This is a genomic window from Qaidamihabitans albus (assembly GCF_016464705.1).
In the GTDB taxonomy this organism is placed as follows: Bacteria; Actinomycetota; Actinomycetes; order Mycobacteriales; family Pseudonocardiaceae; genus Qaidamihabitans; species Qaidamihabitans albus.
Window position 1 is genome coordinate 174,410 of sequence record NZ_JAEHOB010000007.1, and the last position, 23,164, is coordinate 197,573.

A 23,164-nucleotide genomic window follows, 5' to 3' on the forward strand; every position below is an offset into this window, starting at 1 on the left:
GCCGACAGCATGGACGTCACGGATCGACCCCGCCTCCGCGGGCACATTCACTTCTGGAGCTTCTTCGCCGCCGTCGCCGCAGGGGCGACGCTGATCGCTCTCGCCGCCTCGACGGTCTCCGCCACCGCCGCACTGGCCACCTCGGTCTACGGGGTCACGGTGCTGGGGCTGTTCGGCGTGAGTGCCCTCTACCACCGGCGGATCTGGAGCCCGCGGGCCTACCAGTGGATGAAGCGCGCCGACCACTCGATGATCTTCCTCTTCATCGCCGGCACGTACACACCGTTCACACTGCTCGCGATGTCGCAGCCGACGGGTTACATCGTGCTGGGCATCGTGTGGGGCGGCGCGATCGCCGGGGTGACGCTCAAGATGCTGTGGCCAAGGGCGCCGCGCTGGCTGGGCGTGCCGATCTACATCGCGCTCGGCTGGGTGGCCGTCTTCGTCCTGCCCGAGCTGGCGCGCACCGCCGGTGTCGCCGCACTCGTGCTGCTGCTGGTCGGCGGCGTCTTCTACACCCTGGGCTCGATCTTCTACGCCACCCGCTGGCCGAACCACTGGCCCCGGACCTTCGGCTACCACGAGTTCTTCCACGCCTGCACCGTGCTGGCCGCGATCTCGCACTACATCGCGATCTGGCTCGCCATGTACTCCTAGCCACGGCCCGCGAGTCCCCCGCTCGAACCCGCGAGTTCTGCCTTCACGACGACGCCAACGCGGTACCCGCAGGCGCGAACGCGGCACTCGCAGGCCTGGACGCGGCAGTCGCAGGCCTGGGCGGGGGCCTCGCGGGTCAGGACTCGAGCATCGGGGCCGCGAGGAACTGCTCCGGGATGGCGAAGGCGTCCACCAGCGTGCGGGCGTGCGGGCGCAGCTCCCCGCACAGGTCGTTCACCGCCGCCACGATCGCCTTCGCCCGCGTACCCGTCAGGCGGCCGTGCTCCATGAACCACGCCCGGTCCGCCTCGATGTTGGACAGCACGTACAGGTCGCACAGCCGCTCCAGCAGCCCCTTCGCCGCCGGGTCGTCGCACCGGTCGATCGCCGCGACGAACGCCTCCAGCACCAGCCGCTCCACGTGCACCCGGCCGGCCCGGAGCACGTGGTCCTGCGCCTCGTTGAACAGCTCGAAAGCGTTCTCCGGCGTCGCCTGCCGCAGCCGCCGCGCCACGCCGTCGAGCACGTGCTCCTCACGGTCCTCGAACGCGCGGCACTGCCAGGCCCGGTCGAACAGCGCCTCCTCGTCGTCGCGTCCAGGGCTCGCCTCGACGATCCGCTCCACCACCTTGCGCGCCGAGGTCCGTTCGATGACGGCGTCCATGAACTGCTCGGCGAGGAAACGCATCGTGGCGAGCGGGCTGAGGTCCTGGAAGTCGTCCCGGTACTGCGTGAGCAGGCCCCGCGCGACAAGCTGCAGCAGCACCGTGTTGTCGCCCTCGAACGTGGTGAACACGTCGGTGTCCGCCTTCAGCGCGGGCAGGATGTTCTCCGCGAGGTAACCCGCACCGCCGCACGCCTCACGGGCGGTCTGGATCGTCTCGGTCGCGTGCCAGGTGGCCGCCGCCTTCAGCCCGGCCGCCCTGGACTCCAGCTCCCGCTGCCTGCGGTCGTCGACGTCCCCGCCTGCACTCTGGATCTCGTGCAGTGCCGCGACGAGCTCCTCCTGGGCGAAGTGCAGCGCATAGGTCTTTGCGAGCGCGGGCAGCAACTGCCGCTGGTGTGCCCGGTAGTCCAGGATGACGACCTCCTCGGAGTCGTCGGGACGCTGGAACTGCCGCCGCCGCTCGCCGTAGCGGATCGCGATGGTGAGTGCCCGCTTCGTCGCACTTCCCGCGCTGCCCGCCACGCTGATCCGGCCGCGCACGAGCGTGCCGAGCATCGTGAAGAAGCGCTTGCCGTCGCTCTCGATGGGGCTGGAGTACGTGCCGTCCTCGGCGACGTCGCCGTACTGGTTCAGCAGTGCCGTGCGCGGCACCCGCACGTGGTCGAACACCAACCGCCCGTTGTCGACGCCGTTCAGCCCGGCCTTGACCCCGCAGTCCTCGATCCGCACGCCGGGCGCCGCGGCCCCCTCCTCGTCCCGGATCGGCACGAGGAACGCGTGCACCCCACGTCCCTCGCCCGCGGTGATCAACTGCGCGAAGACGACGGCGAGCTGCCCGTCCCGCGCCGCGTTGCCGATGTAGTCCTTGCGCGCCGACTCGTCCGGCGTGGTGATCACGAACTCCTGCGCGGCCGGATCGTAGGTCGCCGTGGTGCGCAGGTGCTGGACGTCGGAGCCGTGCCCGGTCTCGGTCATCGCGAAGCAGCCGAGCAGGTCCAGGTCCATGATCCGCCGCAGGTACCGCTCGTGGTGCCTGCGCGTGCCGAGCAGCTGCACGGCGCCGCCGCACAGCCCCCACTGCACGCCCGCCTTCACCATCAGCGAGAGGTCGCCGAAGGCCAGCATCTCGAACGACGTGATGGAACCGCCGACGTCGTCGCCGCCGCCGTACTCCGCCGAGAATCCCAGCCGGGGCCTTCCGGTCCTGGCCAGCTCGTGCAACTGCTCAAGCACCTGTTCCCGGTGCCGCTCGACGTCCAGGCCGTACGGCTCGCGGAACCTGGTGTCGGCCACCTGCTCGCGGATCTCCCGCCGGATCTTGGCCCAGCGCCCGTCGAGCAGCGCCGTCAACGTGCCCGGATCGATCTCGGTGGCCGTCGGCAACGAGGTCATGTCACCAGGCTGCCGCAACCGGGACGGCACCGCAGTGCGAGTCAGCCGAGGTCGGGACCCTTGGTGCGCAGATCGTCGACCGTGGACATCGCCGCGCGCAGCTCGCTCAGCCACGAGTCGGTGTGCTCGCCCACCAACCGGACAGCCCAGGCCAGCGCCTCCGACCGCGAGCGGGCCACGCCCGCGTCAACGAGTGTGTCGAGCACGCGCCGTTCCGGCTGCCGAAGCCGCGTCATCACCGGTGCCGACAGTGTGGTGAACAGCTCGGTCGTACCGCCGAGCCGCGCGCCCCAGGACACCTTGCGCCGGTAGCGGTGCTCGGCCTGCCTGGCGATCTCGATGCGCTCGTCGCGGGTCTCCTCGCGGAACCGGCTGATCCGCCCGGATTCCGCCGCCGCCCGCGCAGCGTCGTCGGCGTACTCGCCGGTCAGTGGGGGCAGTTCCCCGACGAGCAGTATCTCGTCCCTGTCCACCGTGATCTCGGGCTCGCCGGTGAACCACTCGTCCGGCAACCTGCCACTGAACCAGGCCGCCGCATCGTCCGCGCTCGGCACCTCCGCGTGCTGCCAGCCGCCGCGGCCTTTCCAACCACGTCCCATGCTCGCCTCCAAGTCGATTACATGATTACGTCGCTACCGACGTTACGCGGAGGCAAGGTAGGTGGAAACCACGTTCTCGCTCGGCGTACGTGCCTACGAGGCGAGGGCGGTGGCCAGCTCGCCGGGTGTCGTGACCGGCCGCTCGCACACGTAGCCGCGGCACACATATGCGGCGGGACCGCCGTCCACCAGCGGCCGGTCCGCGAGCAGCGGCACTCCCTCGGCCTCCGGTGGCCCTGCCAGCACCACCGCGCCACCGTGCGCGGCACGAGCCGCCTCCACCAGCAGCCCGGACCGCGCGGCGGCGTCCGGACCGACGACCGCCACCTGCACCGGCCCGGCCCGAAGCGCCTCGGCGGCGGTCAGCCAGTGCCCGGCGAAACGGGGTACCCGCGTGGCGAGCATGCCGGCTCGTTCGATCGCCCGCTCGCACGCGTCGCGGTACGTGCCCGCCTGCTCTGGCCCGGCCAGCGCCGAGGCCGTCAGCAACGCGTTGGCGAGCGCCGACGCACCGGACGGGCTCGCGTTGTCCGCCGGGTCGGCCGGTCGCTGCACGAGGGCTTCGGCGTCGTCGGCCGTGTCGTAGAAGACGCCCGGCTCGTCGCCTGCGAAGTGCGCCAGCGCGGTGTCCAGCAGCATCGTCGCCTCCGTGAGCCACAGCGGCTCACCGGTCGCCTGGTGCAGCGCCAGCAGCCCGTCGGCGAGGCACGCGTAGTCCTCCAGCACGCCGGCCGCCTCGCCGACGGCGCCGCCCCGGGAGCTGCGCCGCAGCCTGCCGTCCACCAGATGCCGGTCGAGCAGCAGGCTCGCCGCCGCCCGCGCGGCGTCGATCCACTCCGGGCGCTCGAACGCGATCCCGGCCTCGGCGAGCGCGGTGATCGCGAGCCCGTTCCAGGCGGCGATCACCTTGTCGTCCCTGGCGGGCTGCGGCCGCCGGTCCCGCGCGGCGAGCAGCGTCGCCTGCACGCGCAGCCAGCGCGCCGGGTCGTCCGGATCCCGCGGCAGCTGCAGCGTCGACGCGCCGTGCTCGAACGTGCCCTCCGGCGTCACCGCGAAAAGATCCGCCGCCCAGTGGCCGTCCTCGCGCCCGAGCACCTCGACGAGCTGCGCCGGGGTCCAGACATAGGTCAGCCCTTCCACGCCCTCGGTGTCGGCGTCGAGCGACGCCGCGAACCCGCCCTCGGGCGTGCGCAGGTCGCGCAGCAGGAAGTCGGCCGTCTCACCGGCCACCCGCTTCGCCAGCGCGGAGTCCGTCCGGCGGGCGAGATGCGCGTAGGCGCGCAGCAGCAGAGCGTTGTCGTACAACATCTTCTCGAAGTGCGGCACCACCCAGGCCGCGTCCACCGAGTACCGCGCGAAGCCCCCGGCGAGCTGGTCGTAGATGCCGCCGCGAGCCATCCCGTCGGCCGCGGACTCCGCGAGGGCCAGCGCGTCCACGGAACCCGTCCGCTCGTAGTGGCGCACCAGGAACTCCAGCACCATCGAGGGCGGGAACTTCGGCGCACCGCCGAAGCCGCCGTGCTCGGTGTCGGCCTCGTCGGCGAGCTTCGCCGCCGCGGCGGCGAGCGTTTCGTCGTCTACTGTGGACGCCTGCAGCGGCCCGGTCTGCTCCGCCAGGTGGCTGACGATCTTGCCCGCGCCCTCCCGCAGCTCGCCGGGGCGCTCGGCCCACGCCTGCACGACCGCCTGGATGAGCTGTTTGAACGACGGCATCCCGTGGCGCGGCGCGGGCGGGTAGTAGGTGCCGCAGTGGAACGGCTCGCCTTCCGGCGTGAGGAAGCACGTCATCGGCCAGCCGCCCTGGCCGGTCATCGCCTGCGTCGCCGTCATGTAGACGGCGTCGATGTCCGGGCGCTCCTCACGGTCGACCTTGATGTTGACGAAGTTCTCGTTCATCAGCGCGGCGGTCTCTTCGTCCTCGAACGACTCGTGCGCCATCACGTGACACCAGTGGCAGGCCGCGTAACCGATGGACAGCAGGATCGGCACGTTCCGCCGCTTCGCCTCCGCGAGGGCCTCGGCGCTCCACGGCCTCCAGTCCACCGGGTTCTCGGCATGTTGCAGCAAGTACGGCGAGGTGGCACTGGCTAGACGGTTCACGTTTCCACCGTCTCACACGCGATCCCGATCCGCCGCCTCCCCGGCCCGCCCCCGGATGAGCACCTCGATGCCGTCGAGCAGCCGTTCGAGGCCGAACTCGAACGCCCGGGCCGGGTCGCCCGCACCGAGCTCCTCGCCGGCCACCGGGCCCACGGCGGCAGCCGTGGGATAACGCTCCGCGTCGAACACCTTCTCCAGCAACGGCGCGTACTGCTCCCACCACACGTCGTCGCTCATCCCGGTCCGCTGCTCGGCCTGCGCGGCCTCGATGGCGCCGCGCACGGCGCCGTGGACGTAGTTGGCCACCAGCGTCACCGTCAGGTCCATCTCGATGACGGTGAGGCCGGTGCCGGCGACCGCGCACAACTCCTGGTCGTACTTCGCGATGACGTTCGGCCCGAGCAGCGGCCTGCTCGTCGCCACCTGCAGCAGCCACGGATGCCGGAGGTAGAGGTCCCAGCTCCGCCGCGCGACGAGCTCAAGGCCGGCGCGCCAGCCCTCGGGTTCGTCCCCGGCCGCGGCGAGCTCGCCGAACACCCGGTCGGCCATGACGTCGACGAGCTCCGCCTTGCCGGGCACGTAGCTGTAGAGCGACATGGCCGTGACCCCGAGCTCGGCCGCGACCCGTCGCATGGAGAGCGCGGAAAGCCCCTCGGCGTCGGCGATGGCGATGGCCTGCGCCGCGATGCCGTCGACGGTCAGTCGTGGCTTGGGGCCCCGCCGCGGCCGCTCCTGGATGCCCCAGAGCAGCTCGATGCTGCGCTTGGGGTCGCCACTACCGCTGTACACGCTCGTCACGCGGGCACCATACCCATCCAGTTGCACTTTATACAGTGTATAGCTATCATCTCCGCGATCTCCATACAACGTAGAGAGTTAGAGGTGGCGATGAACCGCACCGGTCCGGCCGTGGTGGCCGAAGACCTGCGCAAGAGATACGGCGACACGGTGGCGCTCGACGGGTTCGACCTGACGGTGCCGGCCGGCACCGTGCACGGGTTGCTCGGACCGAACGGGGCGGGCAAGACCACCGCGGTACGCATCCTGACCACCCTCACGCGCCCCGACTCCGGCACCGCACGCATCGCCGGATACGACGTGCGGCGGCAAGCGATGGAGGTGCGGTACCGCATCGGGCTGGTCGGGCAGCACGCGGCGGTGGACGAGATCCTCACCGGCAGGCAGAACCTGGTGCTGTTCGGCAGGCTGCAGCACCTCGGCGCGGCGACGGCCGAGCGCCGCGCCGAGGAACTGCTGGCGACGTTCCGGCTGACCGAGGCCGCGGGAAGGCCGGTCAAGGAGTACTCCGGCGGCATGCGCAGGCGGCTCGATCTCGCGGCCAGCCTGATCCTGGCGCCGCCGGTGCTGTTCCTGGACGAGCCGACCACCGGCCTCGACCCGCGCGGCCGCAACGAGATGTGGGACGCGGTCCGCGAGCTGGCGGACGCGGGCACCACCGTGCTGCTGACCACCCAGTACCTCGACGAGGCCGACCAGCTCGCCGAGCACATCTCGGTGCTCGACGGCGGCCGGGTCATCGCCGACGGCACACCGGACGAGCTGAAACGGCGGATCGGAGCCGACCGCCTCGACGTGGTGGTCCACGACACCGCCGACCTCCCGGCGGCGGCGGAGGTGGTGCGCGCGGTCGCCGGTGCCGACGCCGAGACAGAGCCCGACCGGCGCCGGGTCAGTGTTCCGGTACGCGACCGGATGGCCGCGCTGACGGAGCTTGTCCGCGCGCTCGACGACGCCGGAATCGCCGCCGAGGACGTCGCGCTGCGACGGCCGACCCTGGACGAGGTCTTCCTGCACCTGACGAAGAAGGAGGTGCACTCGTGAGCACGCCGACCTTCGTCGTTCCCGGCACACCGCGGGAGCGGCTGCGCTGGGCGGTCGCCGACGGCTGGATGATGACCCGGCGCGACCTCATGCACTGGGCGAACCAGCCGGGGCTCGTCGTGGCCGGGCTGCTGTTCCCGGTGATGGTGATGCTGATGTTCGGCTACCTCTTCGGCGGCGCCATGTCCGCGCCCGGCGGCAACTACCGGGAGTTCCTGGTACCGGGCGTGCTCGCCCTGAGCATGGTGTTCGGCATCGAGGCGACGTTCACCGCGATCAGCACCGACGTGGCGCGCGGCGTCACCGACCGCTTCCGGTCACTGCCGATGGCCTCGTCCGCGGTCGTCGTGGGCCGCAGCGCCGCCGACCTGCTGAACGCCGTGCTGACGCTGGCCGCGCTCGTCGCCGCGGGGCTGGCGATCGGCTGGCGCTGGCACGGCGGTCTCGCCGCCGCCTTCGCGGCCTTCGGACTGCTGTTGCTGCTGCGGCTGGCGATGCTGTGGATGGGCATCTATCTCGGTCTCGTGCTGCGGAGCGCCGAGTCGGTCATGGCACTGCAGATCCTGGTGTGGCCACTGGGCTTCCTGTCCAACGCATTCGTACCGCCGGGCACGATGCCGGGCTGGCTCGGCACCGCCGTCGAGTGGAACCCGCTGTCGGCGACCGTCGCCGCGACCCGCGAACTGTTCGGCAACCCGGCCTGGGCGGGCGAGTCGTGGCCGGCGCAGTACCCGCTGCTGACGGCGCTGCTCTGGCCCGCACTGTTCATCGCCGTGTTCGCCCCGTTGTCGATCCGCCGCTACCGGCGGCTGAGCCGTTGAGAGGCCGTCACCGCTCGTGAGTGCGTACGCGAGTTCTAGCTCGTGTGCGCACTCACGAGGTGCGGGGCTCCTCGGCGGCCGGGTCGTGCTCGGCTCCGCCCCGCCGGGCCTCGCCGGCCGGCTGATCGTCCGCGGCCGCTTCGCCCGCACGGGCCGCGCCGTCCGTGCTGCCCGTGCCGTCGGTGCTGCCCGTGCCGGCCGCCTGCTGCTCGGGCTCGTCGAAGCTCTCCGGCACCCGCTTGAGGTGCTTGGTCATGGAGCGGACCAGGAGCGCCACCGCGATCAGGAAGATCAGCAAGAGGAAAAGGCCGACGGGCGAGGACTTGCCGAAGTCCTCGCCCTGGCCACCGCCGTCGCCGTTGCCCGGCTGCTGCGCGAGCGCCGCGGCGCCGGTCAGCACGGGCACGGCGGCGAACGCGGGTAACGTCATGTCCCTACCTTCTCTCGGACCCCCGCGAACAGATCGTCCTCCGGCAGGGTGCTGTCCACAAGCGAGCGCACCAGCTCGTACTCCTCGGTGGGCCACACCTCGCGCTGCATGTCCAGCGGCACAGCGAACCACCTGCTGTTCGGGTCGATCTGCGTGGCGTGCGCCTTGAGCGCCTCGTCACGGACCTCGAAGTAGTCCTCGCAGCGGACGCGGGTGGTGACCCGCTCCATCACATCCGCCTTGTCCGGGTCCCACCTGCCGAGCCACTCCTCGTAGGGAGAGTCGAGGCCGCGCGCGACCAGGCTCTCGTGAAAGGCGGTGAGCTTCGCGCGGGAGAAACCGTGCGAGTAGTACAGCTTCAGCGGCTGCCACGGCTCGCCGGCGTCCGGGAAGCGCTCGGGGTCGGGTGCGGCGTCGTAGGCGGCCATCGACACCTCGTGGCAGCGGATGTGGTCGGGATGCGGGTAGCCGCCGTTCTCGTCATAGGTGACGATCACGTGCGGCCGGAACTCGCGGATCTCGCGCACCAGGGCCTCGGTGGACTCCTCCAGCGGGACCATCGCGAAGCAGCCCTCGGGCAGCGGCGGCATCGGCTCGCCCTCCGGCAACCCGGAGTCGACGAACCCGAGCCAGCGGTGGTGCACGCCGAGGATCTTCGCCGCGCGGGCCATCTCCTCCCGGCGGACCTCCGTCATGTTCGTGTGCACCTCAGGGCGGTCCATCGCCGGGTTGAGCACGCTGCCTGCCTCGCCCCCGGTGCAGGTCACCACCATGACCTCGTGCCCCTCGGCGACGTAGCGCGCCATCGACGCGGCGCCCTTGCTCGACTCGTCGTCGGGGTGGGCGTGTACCGCCATCAGCCGGAGTCCCGCGCCGGTGCTGGTCGCTGTCCGCCCGTCAGTTCCCACCATGACCGACTGGTCCCTTCTCACCCAGTTTCCGCGGACCCGGCGGCCCGCGCCTCTGCCACCACGCGGATACTCGTCACGCGAGGCACGAACTCCATTGTCCTCACCACGACGACAGGAACGATCGGGAGGCCTGGTTTGGGCACCGGACACGCCATCCCGGGCGGCCCGCTCCCGGAGGGTCGTTACGGCAGGTCCCGCCGGACCCCGCGGGCGATGCGCGGCTGGCGACTCTGGGTGTTCGCGCTCATCGCGGTCCTGATCAGCGGCACGGCCGCCTACGTGGGCTATCGCAACCTGGGCAACGCGCCGATCGAGGCGCAGCGGGTGACGTTCAGCGAGCAGCCGGGCAACGCCATGGAGATCACCATCGACGTGAACCGGAGCGAACCCGAGCGCGCGGCGGTGTGCATTGTACGCGTACTGAACGCGGCGGGCACGGAAAGCGGACGCAAAGAGATTTACGTCCCATCCGGGGAGGAACGGCTGTCCACGGTCGTTCGGAGTGTCGGGAGGCCCGTGACAGCGGATGTGTTCGGCTGCTCCTATAATGTGCCCAAGTACATGTCAACCCCATATCGGCCAACGGGGTGAACAGTGCGCCGAGCGCCCGCTGAGCTGTGAACTGAGCAGCATCGGCGGTGCCGATCGTGTTATCCTGATCTACCGGCACGGCCCCAGGCGGGCCGTGTTTTTCCTTTATCTCAGCCACGCAAGCGTGGCGGCCGGCTTGTATACCCAGGCCTGGCAGGCCCTAGGAGGAGATGGTGACCGTGAGCGACACCAAGGTGACCTGGCTGACCCAGGATGCCTACGACAGGCTCAAGCACGAGCTCGACGAACTGATCGAGAATCGTCCGGTCATCGCAGCGAAGATCAACGACAGCCGGGAAGAGGGCGACCTCAAGGAGAACGGGGGCTACCACGCCGCCCGTGAGGAGCAGGGGCAGCAGGAAGCCCGCATCCGGCACTTGCAGGAGTTGCTTCGCACCGCGAAGGTCGGCGAGGCTCCGCAGAACGACGGTGTCGCCGAGCCCGGCATGGTGCTGACCGTGCGGTACGACGGCGATGACGACGAAGAGAAGTTCCTGCTCGCCACCCGTGAGGAAGGCGCGGAGGGAGAGATCGAGGTCTACTCCCCCGACTCGCCGCTCGGCAAGGCTCTGCTCGGTGCCAAGGAAGGCGAGGCGCGCGAGTACGACCTGCCCAACGGCCGCACCCAGAAGGTCACGCTGGTGCGAGCGGTCCCCTACGGCGCCTGAGCTCCGCCCCGAACCAGAACACCGCACCGGCCCCGGCGATCTCCGCCGGGGCCGGTGCGGGACGTGCGGACACGCCGGGCACTAGGTTCGTCCCATGGCTTCTCACCTGCCCATCTGCGTCACGTGCGGCACGCAGTACGGGGCACCCCGGCCCGACTGCCCGATCTGCGAGGACGAGCGCCAGTACGTTCCCCGCTCCGGCCAGCAGTGGACGACCCTCGCCGAGCTGCGCGCGGGCGAGCACACCTTCTCGATCGAGGAGGAGGGTCCCGGCGTCACCGGGATCGGCGTCCAGCCGAAGTTCGGGATCGGCCAGCGGGCGCTGCTGGTCCGCGCCGCGTCCGGCAACATCCTGTGGGACTGCGTCCCCTACCTCGACGACGACCTGATCGGCGAGATCCGCGAACTCGGCGGCATCAGCGCGATCGCGATCAGCCACCCGCACTACTACACGACCATGGTCGAGTGGGCCGACGCGTTCGACGTGCCCATCCACCTGCACGAGAAGGACCAGCAGTGGATCGGCAGGCCCGACCCGCGGGTGCGGTTGTGGCGCGGCGGGGAACACCGGCTCGCCGACGACCTGACGCTGGTCAACCTCGGAGTGCACTTCGCGGGCGGCACGGTGCTGCACTGGCGCGACGGCGCCGAGGGCAAGGGCGCGCTGCTCAGCGGGGACATCGTGCAGGTCGTGCCCAACCACGACCTGGTGGCCTTCATGTACAGCTACCCGAACTACCTGCCGGAGCGGCCCAGCATCGTCCGGCGCGCGGGCGAGCTGCTGGCGGGGTACACCTTCGACGAGATCTACGGGGCCTGGTGGGCGGCCGTGGTCCGCGGGGAGGGCAACGAGGTGGTGCGCCACTCCGTCGAGCGTTACCTCGACCTCGTGAGTGCGTAGCCGAGTTAGAACTCGCGTGGCCACTCACGAGGTGACCAGGATGTTCGGTCAGGTTCTCGCGGCGCGTTCCAGCAGCGGGCGCACGCGCTGCGGCACCGGCGTGGACAGGGCGATCGAGGTGGACGTCCTGCGCACGCCCGGCACACCGACCACCTCGTCGATCACGCGCTGCAAGTCGTCGTTGGAGCGCGCGACCATACGCACGAACAGATCCCCCTGGCCGGTGGTCGCGTGCACCTCGCACACCTCGTCGATCGCGGCCAGCGCCGCGGCCACCTCGGCACGGCGGCCCTGCGCGATCTCCAGCACGGCGAACGCCGTGAGCCCGTAACCCATCGCCGCCAGGTCGAGCTCTGGGGGAAAGCCGGTGAGCACCCCGCGCTCGGTGAGCCGGTCGAGCCGGGCCTGCACGGTGCCGCGCGCGACGCCGAGCCGCCGGGCGCATTCCAGCACGCCCAGCCGTGGTGCGTCGGTGAGCAGCAACAGCAGCCGGGCGTCCAGCGCGTCCAGACTCACCGCACCCCCTCCTGCGCAAACTGCCTGATTCGATCAACCGATTCTGCGAATCATTGCACAGATTGTCCAGCGAATCCGGCCTCGATTGCTCACCCTGACCTGTCAGGAGCATCCTTCGGATATGACGAACCCAGCGCTCGACGACGTCAGCTACGACCAGCTCCGGCAGCTCGTGGGCCTCGTCGACCACGACCCTTCGGCCGACCCGTTCCCGGTGAAGGCCATGGACGCGGTCGTGTTCATCGCGGGCAACGCCACCCAGACCGCCTGGTTCTACCAGGTCGCGTTCGGCATGGAACTGGTCGCGTACTCCGGCCCGGAGACGGGCAACCACGACCACAAGTCGTTCGTGCTGAAGTCCGGCTCGGCGCGCTTCGTCATCAACGGCGGCGTGCGCCCCGACTCGCCGCTGCTGGATCACCACCGCAGGCACGGCGACGGGGTGATCGACCTCGCCCTCGAGGTGTCCGACGTCGACCGGTGCGTCGAGCACGCCCGCACGCAGGGCGCGACGATCCTCGAGGAGCCGCACGACGTCTCCGACGAGCACGGCACCGTCCGCCTCGCGGCGATCGCCACCTACGGCGAGACCCGGCACTCACTGGTCGACCGCTCCCGCTACGCAGGCCCCTACCTGCCCGGCTACCAGGCCCGCACCAGCGGCATCACCCGCCCGGCCGACGCCCCGAAGCGGCTGTTCCAGGCCGTCGACCACTGTGTCGGCAACGTCGAGCTCGGCAAGATGGACTACTGGGTGGACTTCTACCGCCGCGTCATGGGCTTCGTGAACATGGCGGAGTTCGTCGGCGACGACATCGCCACCGAGTACTCGGCACTGATGAGCAAGGTGGTGTCGAACGGCAACCACCGGGTCAAGTTCCCGCTCAACGAGCCCGCGATCGCGAAGAAGCGGTCGCAGATCGACGAGTACCTGGAGTTCTACGGCGGCGCGGGCTGCCAGCACATCGCGCTGGCGACGAACGACATCATCGCGACGGTGACGGCGATGCGCGCGGCGGGCGTGGAGTTCCTCAACACCCCGGACTCCTACTACGACGACCCGGAGCTGCGGGCCCGTATCGGCGAGGTGCGCGTGCCGATCGAGACGCTCAAGGAGCACGGCATCCTCGTGGACCGCGACGAGGACGGCTACCTGCTGCAGATCTTCACCAAGCCCATCGGCGACCGGCCCACGGTGTTCTACGAGCTCATCGAGCGGCACGGCTCCCTCGGTTTCGGCAAGGGCAACTTCAAGGCACTCTTCGAGGCGATCGAGCGCGAGCAGCAGCGCCGCGGAAACCTGTAGCGCCGCGCGCCGGCCACGGTGTTTCCCGGCCGTTGCCACCAGTACGACCGGCGCGCCGGTGAGCCCGGCGATCAGTGCATGACGGTGAAGCCCGCGCGCTGGAGCTCGCCGGCCACGTCCGCGCAGTGTTCGGGGCCGCGCGTCTCCAGCGTCAGCGCGATCTCCACCTCGCCGATCGCGAGCCTGCCCGCGATCCGCGAGTGCTCCACGTCGAGCACGTTCGCGCCGAGCTCGCTCACCCGCGAGAGCACGCCCACCAGCGAGCCAGGCCGGTCGGGCACGCGTAACCGGAGCTTGAGGTAGCGCCCGCCTGCCGTCATGCCGTGCTGGATGATCTGGAGCAGCAACAGCGGGTCGACGTTGCCACCGGAGAGGACGGCCACGATCGGCGGCTCGAACGCACCGGGGTGCTCCATCAGCGCGGTCACCGCCGCGGCACCCGCGGGCTCGACGACCAGCTTGCGCCGTTCCAGGCACAGCAGCACCGCGCCCGACAGCGACTCCTCCCTGACGGTCACGACGTCGTCCACCATCGACGAGACGTGTGCGTAGGTGACCGGCCCCGGCTGGCCGACCGCGATCCCGTCGGCCATCGTCTGCAGCCCGGTGCGGCGAACCGGGTGGCCGGCCGCCAGCGAGGCCGGCCACGCGGCCGCCGCCTCCGCCTGCACGCCCACGATCCGCACGCCGGGTGCCACCGCCCGCACCGCGGACGCGACACCCGCCACCAGGCCGCCGCCACCGGTCGGCACGAGCACGGTCGCCGCCTCGGGCACCTGTTCCAGGATCTCCAGCCCCACGGTCCCCTGGCCCGCGATGATGTCGGCGTGGTCGAACGGGTGGATGAAGACCGCACCCGTCCGCTCGGCGAACGCGATCGCCTCGGCCAGCGTCTCCTCCAGCTCCGAACCGCTGAGGTGGACATCGGCGCCGTATCCCCGCGTGGCGGCCAGCTTCGGCAGCGGCGCCCGCTCGGGCATGAACACCGTGGCCTTGGTGCCGAGCAGTGCGGCCGCAAGCGCCACACCCTGCGCGTGGTTGCCCGCACTCGCCGCGACGACGCCACCGGCACGTTCGGCGTCGCTCAGCCCGTGGATCCGCGTGTAGGCGCCGCGGACCTTGAACGAGCCGGTGCGCTGCAGGTTCTCGCACTTCAGGTGCACGGGACCGCCGTGGGCCGGCTCCAGATCGCGCGCGTGCTCCACCGGGGTCCTGCGCACCACCGTCTCGAGCAGCTGCCGGGCGGCACGTATCCGGTCCACGTCGACGAGTTCCATAAGTGCAGATGATCCCATCCCGCCGGACACGTACGGCCCGAGCGAACGCAACCGGGTACTCTGGTCCCCGGTACCGGCATCGAGCAGGGAGACACCAGCATGGCACGGGCTACCACGTCGGGCGCATCCCGCTTCGCCGGCGTCGGTTCGCTTGTCGCCGGTGTCGCGTCGGCGCTGGCACTCACCGGCGCCGCCTTCTACACCGTCGAGCAGGCGACGTGCGCCGACCCGGGCCAGTACGTCCGGCACGACAACCACGTCGAGCTCGTCGGCGGCTGCTTCGACGGCGCCGACCTGCCGCAGACCACCACGGGCAAGCAGGGCGAGGACATGATCCGCTCCGTCCCGCCGAACAACCTGCGTCCGTAGTCTGCCCTAGCCGAGCGCCTGGTTCAGGTCCGCAAGCAGGTCCCTCGGGTCCTCGATCCCGACCGACAGCCGCACCAGCTCGGCGGGCACCTGCAACATCGAGCCCGCAACGCTGGCGTGCGTCATCCGCCCCGGGTGCTCGACGAGCGACTCGATGCCACCCAGCGACTCGGCGAGGATGAACAGCCTCGCCCGCGCGGCCGTGTCGAGCGCAGCCTGCTCACCGTCGGCGTGGTCGAACGACACCATGCCGCCGAAGCGGCGCATCTGCTTCGCCGCCAGGTCGTGACCCGGATGGTCGGCGAGGCCGGGGTAGTACACCTTGCTCACCTTCGGGTGCGCCGCGAGCGCATCGGCGACCAGTTCCGCGTTGTCGCAGTGGCGTTCCATCCGTACGGCGAGGGTCTTCAGCCCGCGCAGGGTGAGCCACGCGTCGAACGCTCCGGGAACGGCGCCGGAGGAGTTGCGGAGGAAGAACAGCTGCTCGCGCAGCTCCGCGGAGTTGGTCACCACGGCGCCACCGACCACATCGGAATGGCCGCCGAGGTACTTGGTCGTCGAGTGCACCACGATGTCGGCGCCCAGATCCAGGGGCGTCTGCAGGTACGGCGTGGCGAACGTGTTGTCCACGACCAGCCTTGCCCCGCCGACGTGAGCCACCTCGGCGAGCGCCGCGATGTCGGAGATGCCCAGCAGCGGGTTGGTCGGCGACTCGCACCACACGAGCTTCGTCTCCGGCCGGACAGCGGCGCGGACCTGGTCCAGATCGGACAGATGCGCGACGCTGTAGTCGATGCCCCAGTGCGTGAGCACCTTGTCGATCAGGCGGAACGTGCCGCCGTACGCGTCGTCGCCGAGCACGAGGTGGTCACCGGGCCGCAGCGCCGCGCGGAGCACGGCGTCGCTCGCGGCCATGCCCGAGGCGAAGGCGAGCGCGTGCCGGGCGCCCTCCAGCGCGGCGAGCGCCTGTTCGAGCGCCGTCCGGGTGGGGTTGGCGGTGCGCGAGTACTCGTAGTCGCCCTCGCGGGTGCCGCCGACGCCGTCCTGGGCGTAGGTCGAGGTCTGGTAGATCGGCACGATCACCGCACCGGTCCGTGGATCAGGTTCCTGACCGGCATGGATGGCGCGGGTCTCGAAACCGAAGTTGGCGGGGTCGTGAACCATGCCCCCAGCCTACGACTCGGCTACCCGGCCTGCCGTTGCCGGACCCACCGGAACGTCGAGGGCAGCAACGCGAGCACCAGCGTCAGCGGGCCGAGCACCAGGCCGGCCGCCCGGGAGAGGGCGTCCATCCCGTCCAGCTCCGCGATCTCCTGGAAGTAGAAGCGGTACTCACCGTGGAGCACCATCGCCGGTTCGAGCCCGACCGCGGCCGCCGCGAGCACTGCGCCGAGAACGAGCAGGTGGACGCCCGCGACCACCCTTGCGGTCGTCAGCAGCGCCCCGAACAGCAGCAGCGCCGCCGCCGCGGCGTACCCGGCGAACAGCCCAGCCGCGGAGGTCTCCAGCCGGTCCAGGCCCACGTCGACGAAGGTGGTCACCGGCACGTAGCCGATCAACCCGCTCAGGCCGAGAGCGAGGACCGCGGCGCCGATCGCGGTCACGCCGAGGGGTTTTCGCAGCGCGCGGTCGCCGTCAGGTCCGGACACGGCGATCACCTTAGCCGCCACGCGCCGTTCACGGCACGAAGAAAGATGCCCCCGGCGGCTGCCGGGGGCATCTTTCGCTGACCTGCGCGATCAGGCCGTCACCACTGCTGCGGCGGCTGACCGGGTTGCTGCTGGCCGGGCTGTCCGTAGCCACCTGGCTGACCGGGCTGACCGGGTGGCGGACCGCCGAAACCACCCGGCTGCTGCGGCGGCTGGCCGGGCTGGCCGAAGCCGCCGGGCTGACCAGGCTGGCCGGGCTGTCCAGGTTGGCCATAGCCACCTGGCTGACCGGGTGGCGGGCCACCGGGCTGTCCCGGCTGCGGGAACCCACCGCTGCCCGGGTTGGGCCCGCCGGGCTGGCCGTAGCCGGGCTGCTGGAAACCACCGGGCTGGCTCGGCGGGCCGTAACCACCCTGCGGCGGCGGGAAGCCGCCGCCCGGCGGGCCGAAGCCACCGGGACCACCGAAGCCACCGGGAGCACCCTGGCCACCGCCGAGACCCACGAACTGCGCGGTGGCCGGGATCAGCCCGAGCACCCCGACCGCGAGGGCGAGGATGCCGATGATCAGGTACAGCACGGGTGTGCCCGGACCGCTGAAGTCGTCCGCCGCGGCCCCGAGTTGCTGCCGCGCATCGGAGGAGATGGTGGTACCCACCATGATCAGGATGGCGAACAGCACGAGCAGGAACCCGCCCGCGGCCGCCAGGATCGGCACGACCTTCTTGAAGACCGCACCCAGCTTGCTCACCATGGCGAGCAGGACACCGCTCGCCAGCACCATGATCGCACCCAGCAGGACCATGATGATGTAGAACCGCAGGGTGCCGAGCGAGGCGAAGCCCAGTTGCTCGAAGGCCCTGTCGATGTCTTCCTGGCTGATGTTGGCCTGACCCTCGGTGAGGTCCCCGGTCATGTCGGTGACGTCGATGATCGCGAAGATCGCGGCGACGAGACCGAGCAGCGCCAGTACACCGCCGGCGACCCAGCCGAACAGCTGGTTGTTGCCGCCGCCCGCGCCTTGCGGCGGCGGGCCGAACCCTGGTGGCGGGCCGCCGTACGGGCCGGGATATCCCTGCTGCGGAGGTGCGCCGAAGCCACCCTGCCCCTGCGCCGGGTCGAACCCGCCCGGCTGGCCGAAGGCACCGGGCTGCCCCGGCGGCGGGCCGCCGTATCCGGGCGGCGGGCCGTAGCCCCCCGGCTGCTGCTGGCCGAAACCGCCCTGCTGTTCCTGGCCGAAGCCGCCCGGCTGCTGGCCGAAGCCGCCCTGGGGGTTCATCGCGGCGGGGTTGTCGGCCGCACTCGGCGGTGGCGCGTACGGAATCGAGGGCGGAGGCTGCGAACCCGGCGGTACGAGCTGGGTGGAATCCGCACCGGGGCCCTCCCCCTGCTGGCCCCCGGTGTCCTGCTCACCACCGGGCTGCGGCGGCTGTACCACCTGGGTCGGTTCCGGGCTGTCGCCGAACTGCTGTTCCCCCTGCGGCTGCTGTGGCTGGACGACGTGCGTCGGTTCCGGGGATCCGAACGGGCTGTCCTGCTCAGGCTGGGAACCACTCGGAGGGCCCTGCGGCGGCTGCCCACCGCCCCAGGGCTGATTCGGTGGCTGCGGAGCACTCATGTGGGTCTTGAACCCCCTTGACGAGGACCTAAATGAAATTGGCTCGCGCACACGCTAGCGGATCGGGGTACTGATCGCTCGTAACGCCCCGACCAGCCGTGGCGATGTCACATGATTCGGTCAGTGCCCGGAGACGAACGCGAGCAGGTCCTGCCGCGTGACCACCCCGGCCGGCTTCCCGCCGATCAACACGAGCGCACCGTCCGCCGAGGTCAGCGCCTTCATCGCGGACCCGACCTGCTCACCGGCCCCGATCGTCGGCAGCGGCGGCGACATATGCCGGTCGAGCCGGTCGGCCAGCGCGGCCTTGCCGGTGAACAGCGCCTCCAGCAGGTCCCGCTCGTTCACGGCACCGACCACCTCGGCAGCCATCACCGGCGGCTCGGCACTGACCACCGGCATCTGGCTGACCCCGAACTCGCGCAGGATCGCGACGGCCTCGGCCACCGTCTCGGTCGGGTGGCTGTGCACGAGTTCGGGCAGCGTGCCGTCCTTGCGGCGCAGCACGTCGCCCACCGTGGCACCGCTCGAATCGGGTGAGAGGAAGCCGTAGGACGACATCCACGCGTCGTTGAAGACCTTGCCGAGGTACCCGCGGCCGCCGTCGGGCAGCAGCACCACGATCACGTCATCCGGGCCGCACCGCTCGGCGAGCCGCAGCGCGGCGGCCACCGCCATCCCGCACGAGCCGCCCACCAGCAACCCTTCCTCGCGGGCCAGCCTGCGGGTGAACGTGAACGAGTCGCCGTCGGAGATCGCGATGATCTCGTCGGCGACGTCGCGGTCGTAAGTCTCCGGCCAGAAGTCCTCGCCGACGCCCTCGACGAGGTAGGGGCGGCCGGTACCGCCCGAGTACACCGAACCCTCCGGATCGGCGCCGACGATCCGGACCCGGCCCTCCGAGACCTCCTTGAGGTAGCGCCCGGTGCCCGAGATGGTGCCGCCCGTGCCGACACCGGCCACGAAGTGCGTGATCCGGCCGTCGGTCTGCCGCCAGACCTCGGGGCCGGTGGAGCTGTAGTGGCTGGCCGGGTTCTCCTGGTTGGCGTACTGGTTCGGCTTCCACGCACCGTCGATCTCGCCGACGAGGCGGTCGGAGACCTTGTAGTAGGACTCGGGGTGGTCGGGCGGCACGGCGGTCGGGCAGACGACCACCTCGGCACCGTAGGCCTTGAGCGCGTTGCGCTTGTCCTCGCTGACCTTGTCCGGGCACACGAAGACGCAGCGGTAGCCCTTGCGCTGCGCGACGATGGCCAGCCCCACCCCGGTGTTGCCGGAGGTCGGCTCGACGATCGTGCCGCCGGGCCGCAGCTCGCCGGAGGCCTCGGCGGCCTCCACCATCCGGAGCGCGATGCGGTCCTTCACGCTGCCGCCGGGGTTGAGGAATTCCACCTTGGCGAGCACGAGCGGTTGCAGGCCCTCGGCCAGGGCGTTCAGCTTGACCAACGGGGTGTTGCCCACGAGGTCGATGACATGTTCGGCGTAGTCCACGGGCACAGCGTAAACAGTCGCCGCCGCGGCCGCGCCGCAGGATTGTCCGGCCCCCGGCGCTGTGCTTAGCTCGCCGGATCATCCTTCCGAGTGAGATTCGAGGAGTCCGCTTGAGATCCCTCCGCAAACACCCGCTGCGGGTCGCGGTCACCGCCGCGCTCGCCGGGGCACTGGCCGTCACCGCGAGCGGCGCACCCGCCGCGGCCGGAGCGCACCGGCACCCCGCCTTCACCCTCAGCGTGCACTTCACCAACGACATGGAGTCCGCGCTGCTCGGCGTCGCGGGCGACGGTACGGACGAGGGCTCGATCACCGACGGCGGCGCCAACCCGTACGGCAGCGCGTCCCGCACCAAGACACTCGTCGACCAGCTGCGTAAGGAGGCGACGACCGGCAAGCCGGCGCGCGGCCAGGCAGGCAGGCGTGGCGAGATCACCCTCTCCGGCGGCGACAACTTCCTCGCCGGTCCCGAGTTCTCCGCGAGCCTGGAGCGCGGCGTCCCGTTCTACGACGCCATCGCCGTCGACGAGATCGGCTACGACGCCAGCATCATCGGCAACCACGAGTTCGACTTCGGGCCCGAGGTGTTCGGGCAGTTCGTCGAGAGTTTCGGCGGCTCCCTCGACTTCGTCAGCGCGAACCTCGACTTCTCGGGCGAGCCGGTGCTCGACGCCTACGTCGACGACGGCACGATCGTCTCCAGCAAGGTGCTGCGGACCGCGGGCCAGCGGATCGGCGTCATCGGCCTGACCACCCCCGAACTGCCGGCGATCTCCAGCCCCCGCGACGTGGCGGTCAGCGGCGACCTCGCCGGTATCGCCAACGGCCTGACGGAGGACTTGCAGCGGCGCGGCATCGACAAGGTGATCCTGGTCAGCCATCTCCAGGACATCGACAACGAGCTCGCGCTGGTACCGCAACTGTCCGGTGTGGACGCCGTGGTGGGCGCGGGCGGCGGCGAGATCCTGGCCGGACCGGCCGACCGGCTGATTCCCGGGGACACCGCCGAGCGCGGCTTCCCGCTCTACGCCGACGACGCGACCGGCCGCTCGATCCCGGTGGTGACCACGACCGGGGACTACAAGTACGTCGGCAGGCTGGTGCTCAACTTCGACCGGCGCGGCGACGTGATCGGCATCGACGAGCGGCGGACCGGCCCGGTCCGCGTCTCCGGGGTGGGCCCGGACGCCGTGGCGGGCGACCCGCGCGTGCGTGCCGAGGTCGAGAAGCCGGTGGCCGAGCACCTCGAAGAGCTCGCCGAGACGGTGGTGGCCGCCAGCGAGGTGCCGCTCGACGGCGTGCGCAACGAGGTCCGCAGCAGGGAGACCAATCTCGGCGACCTGGTCGCCGACAGCCTGCGCTGGGCCGGGCGGCAGCGCGCCGCCGAGTACGGGGTGACGCCGCCCCGGGTCGCCATCCAGAACGGCGGCGGCATCCGCAACGACTCGGTCCTGCCCGCCGGCGACATCACCGCGCTGAACACCTACGAGATCGCGCCGTTCTCGAACTTCGTCTCCGTGGTGCCCGAGGTGCCGAGGGCGACGTTGCGGCAGCTGCTCGAACGCGGTGTCGCGGCCTCACCGAACGCCGCAGGCGCGTTCATGCAGGTGTCCGGGCTGGAGTTCACCTACGACACCACCCGCACCGCGCAGGTCGTCGAGGAGGGCACCAGCACGATCGTCACGCCGGGCGAGCGGGTCCGCGACGTCGTGCTGGACGACGGCACGGTCGTCGTGTCCGAGGGGACGGTGGTCGAGGGCCCGCCGGTCTCGCTGGCCACGAACGACTTCTCCGCGCGGGGCGGCGACGGCTACCCCTTCGGGGACCTGCCGTTCACCCCCGTCGGGACGACGTACCAGCAGGCGCTGGAGGGCTACCTTGGTGAGGGGCTGTCCGGCACGGTCACCGCGGAGCGCTACCCCGTCGGCGGAACAGGCCGGATCACCGCGGTCGGCTGAGCCGCCGCCACCCGTAAGTACCGCCGGAACGTGTCCGGCGGCACTTACGGGTTGCCTCCCCGGCCGTAGCCGGGAGGATGGGGGATAAGCAATCGCTTAGCTGACCCGAAGGAGCGTCCGCCATGCCAGAAGCCGTCATCGTCGCCGCAGCTCGCTCGCCCATCGGACGGGCGGGCAAGGGATCGCTGGTGGACATGCGCCCCGACGATCTCGCCACCCAGATGGTCCGTGCGGCACTCGACAAGGTTCCCCAGCTCGACCCGGCCGACATCGACGACCTGATGCTCGGCTGCGGCCTGCCCGGCGGCGAGTCGGGTTTCAACATGGGCCGCGTCGTCGCCGTGGAGCTGGGCTACGACCACCTTCCCGGGTGCACGATCACCCGGTACTGCTCGTCGAGCCTGCAGACCACGCGGATGGCGCTGCACGCGATCAAGGCGGGCGAGGGTGACGTGTTCATCTCCGCCGGGGTCGAGGCCGTCTCGCGGTTCGCGAAGGGCAGCTCGGACTCCTGGCCGGACACCCACAACCCGCTCTTCGCCGACGCCGAGGCCCGCACGGCCGCGACCGCGGAGCAGGGCGCCGACTCGTGGACCGATCCGCGGGAGAACGGCCGGCTGCCCGACGTCTACATCGCGATGGGGCAGACCGCCGAGAACCTGGCCCGGGTGAAGAACATCTCCCGCGCGGAGATGGACGAGTACGGCGTGCGCTCACAGAACCTCGCCGAGAAGGCCATCGCGGACGGCTTCTGGGCCAAGGACATCACCCCGGTGACGCTGCCCGACGGCAGCACGGTGGAGAAGGACGACGGTCCGCGGGCCGGGGTCACGCTGGAGGGCGTCTCCGGCCTCAAGCCGGTGTTCCGCCCCGACGGCCGCGTGACCGCCGCCAACGCGTGCCCGCTCAACGACGGCGCCGCGGCACTTGTCGTCATGAGTGACACGAAGGCCCGCGAGCTCGGCATCACGCCGCTCGCGCGGGTGGTGTCCACCGGCGTGTCCGGGCTCTCGCCGGAGATCATGGGCTACGGACCGGTCGAGGCGTCGAAGCAGGCGCTGGAGCGGGCCGGGATGTCCATCGGCGACATCGACCTGGTCGAGATCAACGAGGCGTTCGCCGCGCAGGTCATCCCGTCCTACCGGGACCTGGGCATCGACATCGAGAAGCTCAACGTCAACGGCGGGGCGATCGCCGTCGGCCACCCGTTCGGCATGACCGGCGCCCGGATAACCTCGACGCTGCTGAACTCGCTGCAGCACCACGACAAGCAGTTCGGCCTGGAGACCATGTGCGTCGGCGGCGGCCAGGGCATGGCCATGGTGCTCGAACGCCTCAGCTGAGCACGCCCCTCGTGAGTGGCTACGCGAGTTAGAACTCGCGTAGCCACTCACGAGCGTTGG

Annotated in this window: 22 protein-coding genes; 10 read left to right on the forward strand and 12 right to left on the reverse strand. The window is 70.9% G+C overall.

All coding sequences use genetic code 11. The features are described 5' to 3' along the window. Positions 1-9 precede the first annotated feature (9 nt). A complete protein-coding gene (trhA, locus tag JAP66_RS16010; RefSeq protein ID WP_199432694.1) occupies positions 10-657 on the forward strand; it encodes a PAQR family membrane homeostasis protein TrhA in 648 nt (215 codons plus the stop codon). A 136-nt stretch (positions 658-793) separates the two neighbouring features. Here the strand turns inward: trhA and JAP66_RS16015 are convergent, their stop codons facing one another. From JAP66_RS16015 to JAP66_RS16030, 4 genes are all read right to left on the reverse strand, one after another. Next, on the reverse strand, positions 794-2,716 hold the full coding sequence (locus JAP66_RS16015; RefSeq protein WP_199432534.1) for an acyl-CoA dehydrogenase family protein: 1,923 nt from the start codon (positions 2,714-2,716) through the stop codon (positions 794-796). A 41-nt stretch (positions 2,717-2,757) separates the two neighbouring features. Next, positions 2,758-3,315, reverse strand: a complete 558-nt coding sequence (gene abmR / locus JAP66_RS16020; protein WP_199432535.1) for an ATP-binding transcription factor AbmR — start codon at positions 3,313-3,315, stop codon at positions 2,758-2,760. A gap of 93 nt (positions 3,316-3,408) precedes the next feature. Continuing rightward, complete coding sequence (locus JAP66_RS16025; RefSeq protein ID WP_199432536.1) at positions 3,409-5,415, reverse strand: thioredoxin domain-containing protein; 2,007 nt, start codon at positions 5,413-5,415, stop codon at positions 3,409-3,411. A gap of 12 nt (positions 5,416-5,427) precedes the next feature. Continuing rightward, entirely contained in the window at positions 5,428-6,213 is a 786-nt protein-coding gene (locus JAP66_RS16030; RefSeq protein ID WP_307849582.1) for a TetR/AcrR family transcriptional regulator C-terminal domain-containing protein, read from the reverse strand. 90 nt (positions 6,214-6,303) lie between these two features. Here JAP66_RS16030 and JAP66_RS16035 point away from each other — a divergent pair, with 90 nt between their 5' ends. Then, positions 6,304-7,257 (forward strand): ATP-binding cassette domain-containing protein, encoded by a 954-nt coding sequence (locus JAP66_RS16035; protein ID WP_199432537.1) that lies wholly within the window; start codon positions 6,304-6,306, stop codon positions 7,255-7,257. A 68-nt stretch (positions 7,258-7,325) separates the two neighbouring features. After that, positions 7,326-8,078, forward strand: a complete 753-nt coding sequence (locus tag JAP66_RS16040; protein ID WP_199432696.1) for an ABC transporter permease — start codon at positions 7,326-7,328, stop codon at positions 8,076-8,078. Between the two features lie 52 nt (positions 8,079-8,130). Here the strand turns inward: JAP66_RS16040 and JAP66_RS16045 are convergent, their stop codons facing one another. Continuing rightward, positions 8,131-8,508, reverse strand: a complete 378-nt coding sequence (locus JAP66_RS16045; RefSeq protein ID WP_199432538.1) for a hypothetical protein — start codon at positions 8,506-8,508, stop codon at positions 8,131-8,133. Next, positions 8,505-9,419 (reverse strand): mycothiol conjugate amidase Mca, encoded by a 915-nt coding sequence (gene mca, locus JAP66_RS16050; RefSeq protein WP_199432539.1) that lies wholly within the window; start codon positions 9,417-9,419, stop codon positions 8,505-8,507. Before mca ends, JAP66_RS16045 begins: the two co-directional genes overlap by 4 nt. Before the next feature lie 213 nt (positions 9,420-9,632). On the opposite strand from mca, the gene JAP66_RS16055 reads away from it, so the two are divergent. The 3 genes from JAP66_RS16055 (at position 9,633) to JAP66_RS16065 (ending at position 11,579) form a co-directional block, all read left to right on the forward strand. Next, positions 9,633-10,010, forward strand: coding sequence for a DUF4307 domain-containing protein (locus tag JAP66_RS16055; RefSeq protein WP_199432540.1), 378 nt, complete (start codon positions 9,633-9,635; stop codon positions 10,008-10,010). A gap of 170 nt (positions 10,011-10,180) precedes the next feature. Continuing rightward, on the forward strand, positions 10,181-10,678 hold the full coding sequence (gene greA / locus JAP66_RS16060) for a transcription elongation factor GreA (RefSeq protein ID WP_199432541.1): 498 nt from the start codon (positions 10,181-10,183) through the stop codon (positions 10,676-10,678). A 94-nt stretch (positions 10,679-10,772) separates the two neighbouring features. Continuing rightward, the gene (locus tag JAP66_RS16065; protein ID WP_199432542.1) at positions 10,773-11,579 is read left to right on the forward strand and encodes an MBL fold metallo-hydrolase; all 807 of its coding nucleotides are present in this window, start codon (positions 10,773-10,775) and stop codon (positions 11,577-11,579) included. Between the two features lie 48 nt (positions 11,580-11,627). Here the strand turns inward: JAP66_RS16065 and JAP66_RS16070 are convergent, their stop codons facing one another. Continuing rightward, entirely contained in the window at positions 11,628-12,095 is a 468-nt protein-coding gene (locus JAP66_RS16070; RefSeq protein WP_199432543.1) for an Lrp/AsnC family transcriptional regulator, read from the reverse strand. Positions 12,096-12,216: 121 nt separating this feature from the next. On the opposite strand from JAP66_RS16070, the gene hppD reads away from it, so the two are divergent. Further along, the gene (gene hppD, locus JAP66_RS16075) at positions 12,217-13,401 is read left to right on the forward strand and encodes a 4-hydroxyphenylpyruvate dioxygenase (protein WP_199432544.1); all 1,185 of its coding nucleotides are present in this window, start codon (positions 12,217-12,219) and stop codon (positions 13,399-13,401) included. Positions 13,402-13,472: 71 nt separating this feature from the next. Here the strand turns inward: hppD and ilvA are convergent, their stop codons facing one another. Continuing rightward, positions 13,473-14,678 (reverse strand): threonine ammonia-lyase, encoded by a 1,206-nt coding sequence (gene ilvA / locus JAP66_RS16080; RefSeq protein ID WP_199432545.1) that lies wholly within the window; start codon positions 14,676-14,678, stop codon positions 13,473-13,475. A 99-nt stretch (positions 14,679-14,777) separates the two neighbouring features. On the opposite strand from ilvA, the gene JAP66_RS16085 reads away from it, so the two are divergent. Continuing rightward, positions 14,778-15,047: a hypothetical protein gene (locus JAP66_RS16085; RefSeq protein ID WP_199432546.1), complete on the forward strand. Its 270-nt coding sequence runs from the start codon at positions 14,778-14,780 to the stop codon at positions 15,045-15,047. A gap of 6 nt (positions 15,048-15,053) precedes the next feature. Here JAP66_RS16085 and JAP66_RS16090 read toward each other — a convergent pair whose 3' ends face one another. The 4 genes from JAP66_RS16090 to JAP66_RS16105 all read right to left on the reverse strand — a co-directional run bounded on the left by JAP66_RS16090 (position 15,054) and on the right by JAP66_RS16105 (position 19,803). Next, positions 15,054-16,211, reverse strand: coding sequence for a cystathionine gamma-synthase (locus JAP66_RS16090; protein ID WP_199432547.1), 1,158 nt, complete (start codon positions 16,209-16,211; stop codon positions 15,054-15,056). A 20-nt stretch (positions 16,212-16,231) separates the two neighbouring features. Beyond that, the gene (locus tag JAP66_RS16095) at positions 16,232-16,696 is read right to left on the reverse strand and encodes a hypothetical protein (protein WP_199432548.1); all 465 of its coding nucleotides are present in this window, start codon (positions 16,694-16,696) and stop codon (positions 16,232-16,234) included. 98 nt (positions 16,697-16,794) lie between these two features. Further along, a complete protein-coding gene (locus tag JAP66_RS16100; protein WP_199432549.1) occupies positions 16,795-18,312 on the reverse strand; it encodes a hypothetical protein in 1,518 nt (505 codons plus the stop codon). Between the two features lie 120 nt (positions 18,313-18,432). Beyond that, entirely contained in the window at positions 18,433-19,803 is a 1,371-nt protein-coding gene (locus JAP66_RS16105) for a cystathionine beta-synthase (protein ID WP_199432550.1), read from the reverse strand. A 110-nt stretch (positions 19,804-19,913) separates the two neighbouring features. Here JAP66_RS16105 and JAP66_RS16110 point away from each other — a divergent pair, with 110 nt between their 5' ends. Both JAP66_RS16110 and JAP66_RS16115 read left to right on the forward strand, forming a co-directional pair. Further along, positions 19,914-21,761 carry a bifunctional metallophosphatase/5'-nucleotidase gene (locus JAP66_RS16110; protein WP_372448976.1) on the forward strand — a complete coding sequence of 616 codons (1,848 nt, stop codon included), beginning with the start codon at positions 19,914-19,916 and terminating at the stop codon, positions 21,759-21,761. Positions 21,762-21,883: 122 nt separating this feature from the next. Then, positions 21,884-23,104: an acetyl-CoA C-acetyltransferase gene (locus JAP66_RS16115; RefSeq protein WP_199432551.1), complete on the forward strand. Its 1,221-nt coding sequence runs from the start codon at positions 21,884-21,886 to the stop codon at positions 23,102-23,104. Positions 23,105-23,164: the final 60 nt, after the last annotated feature.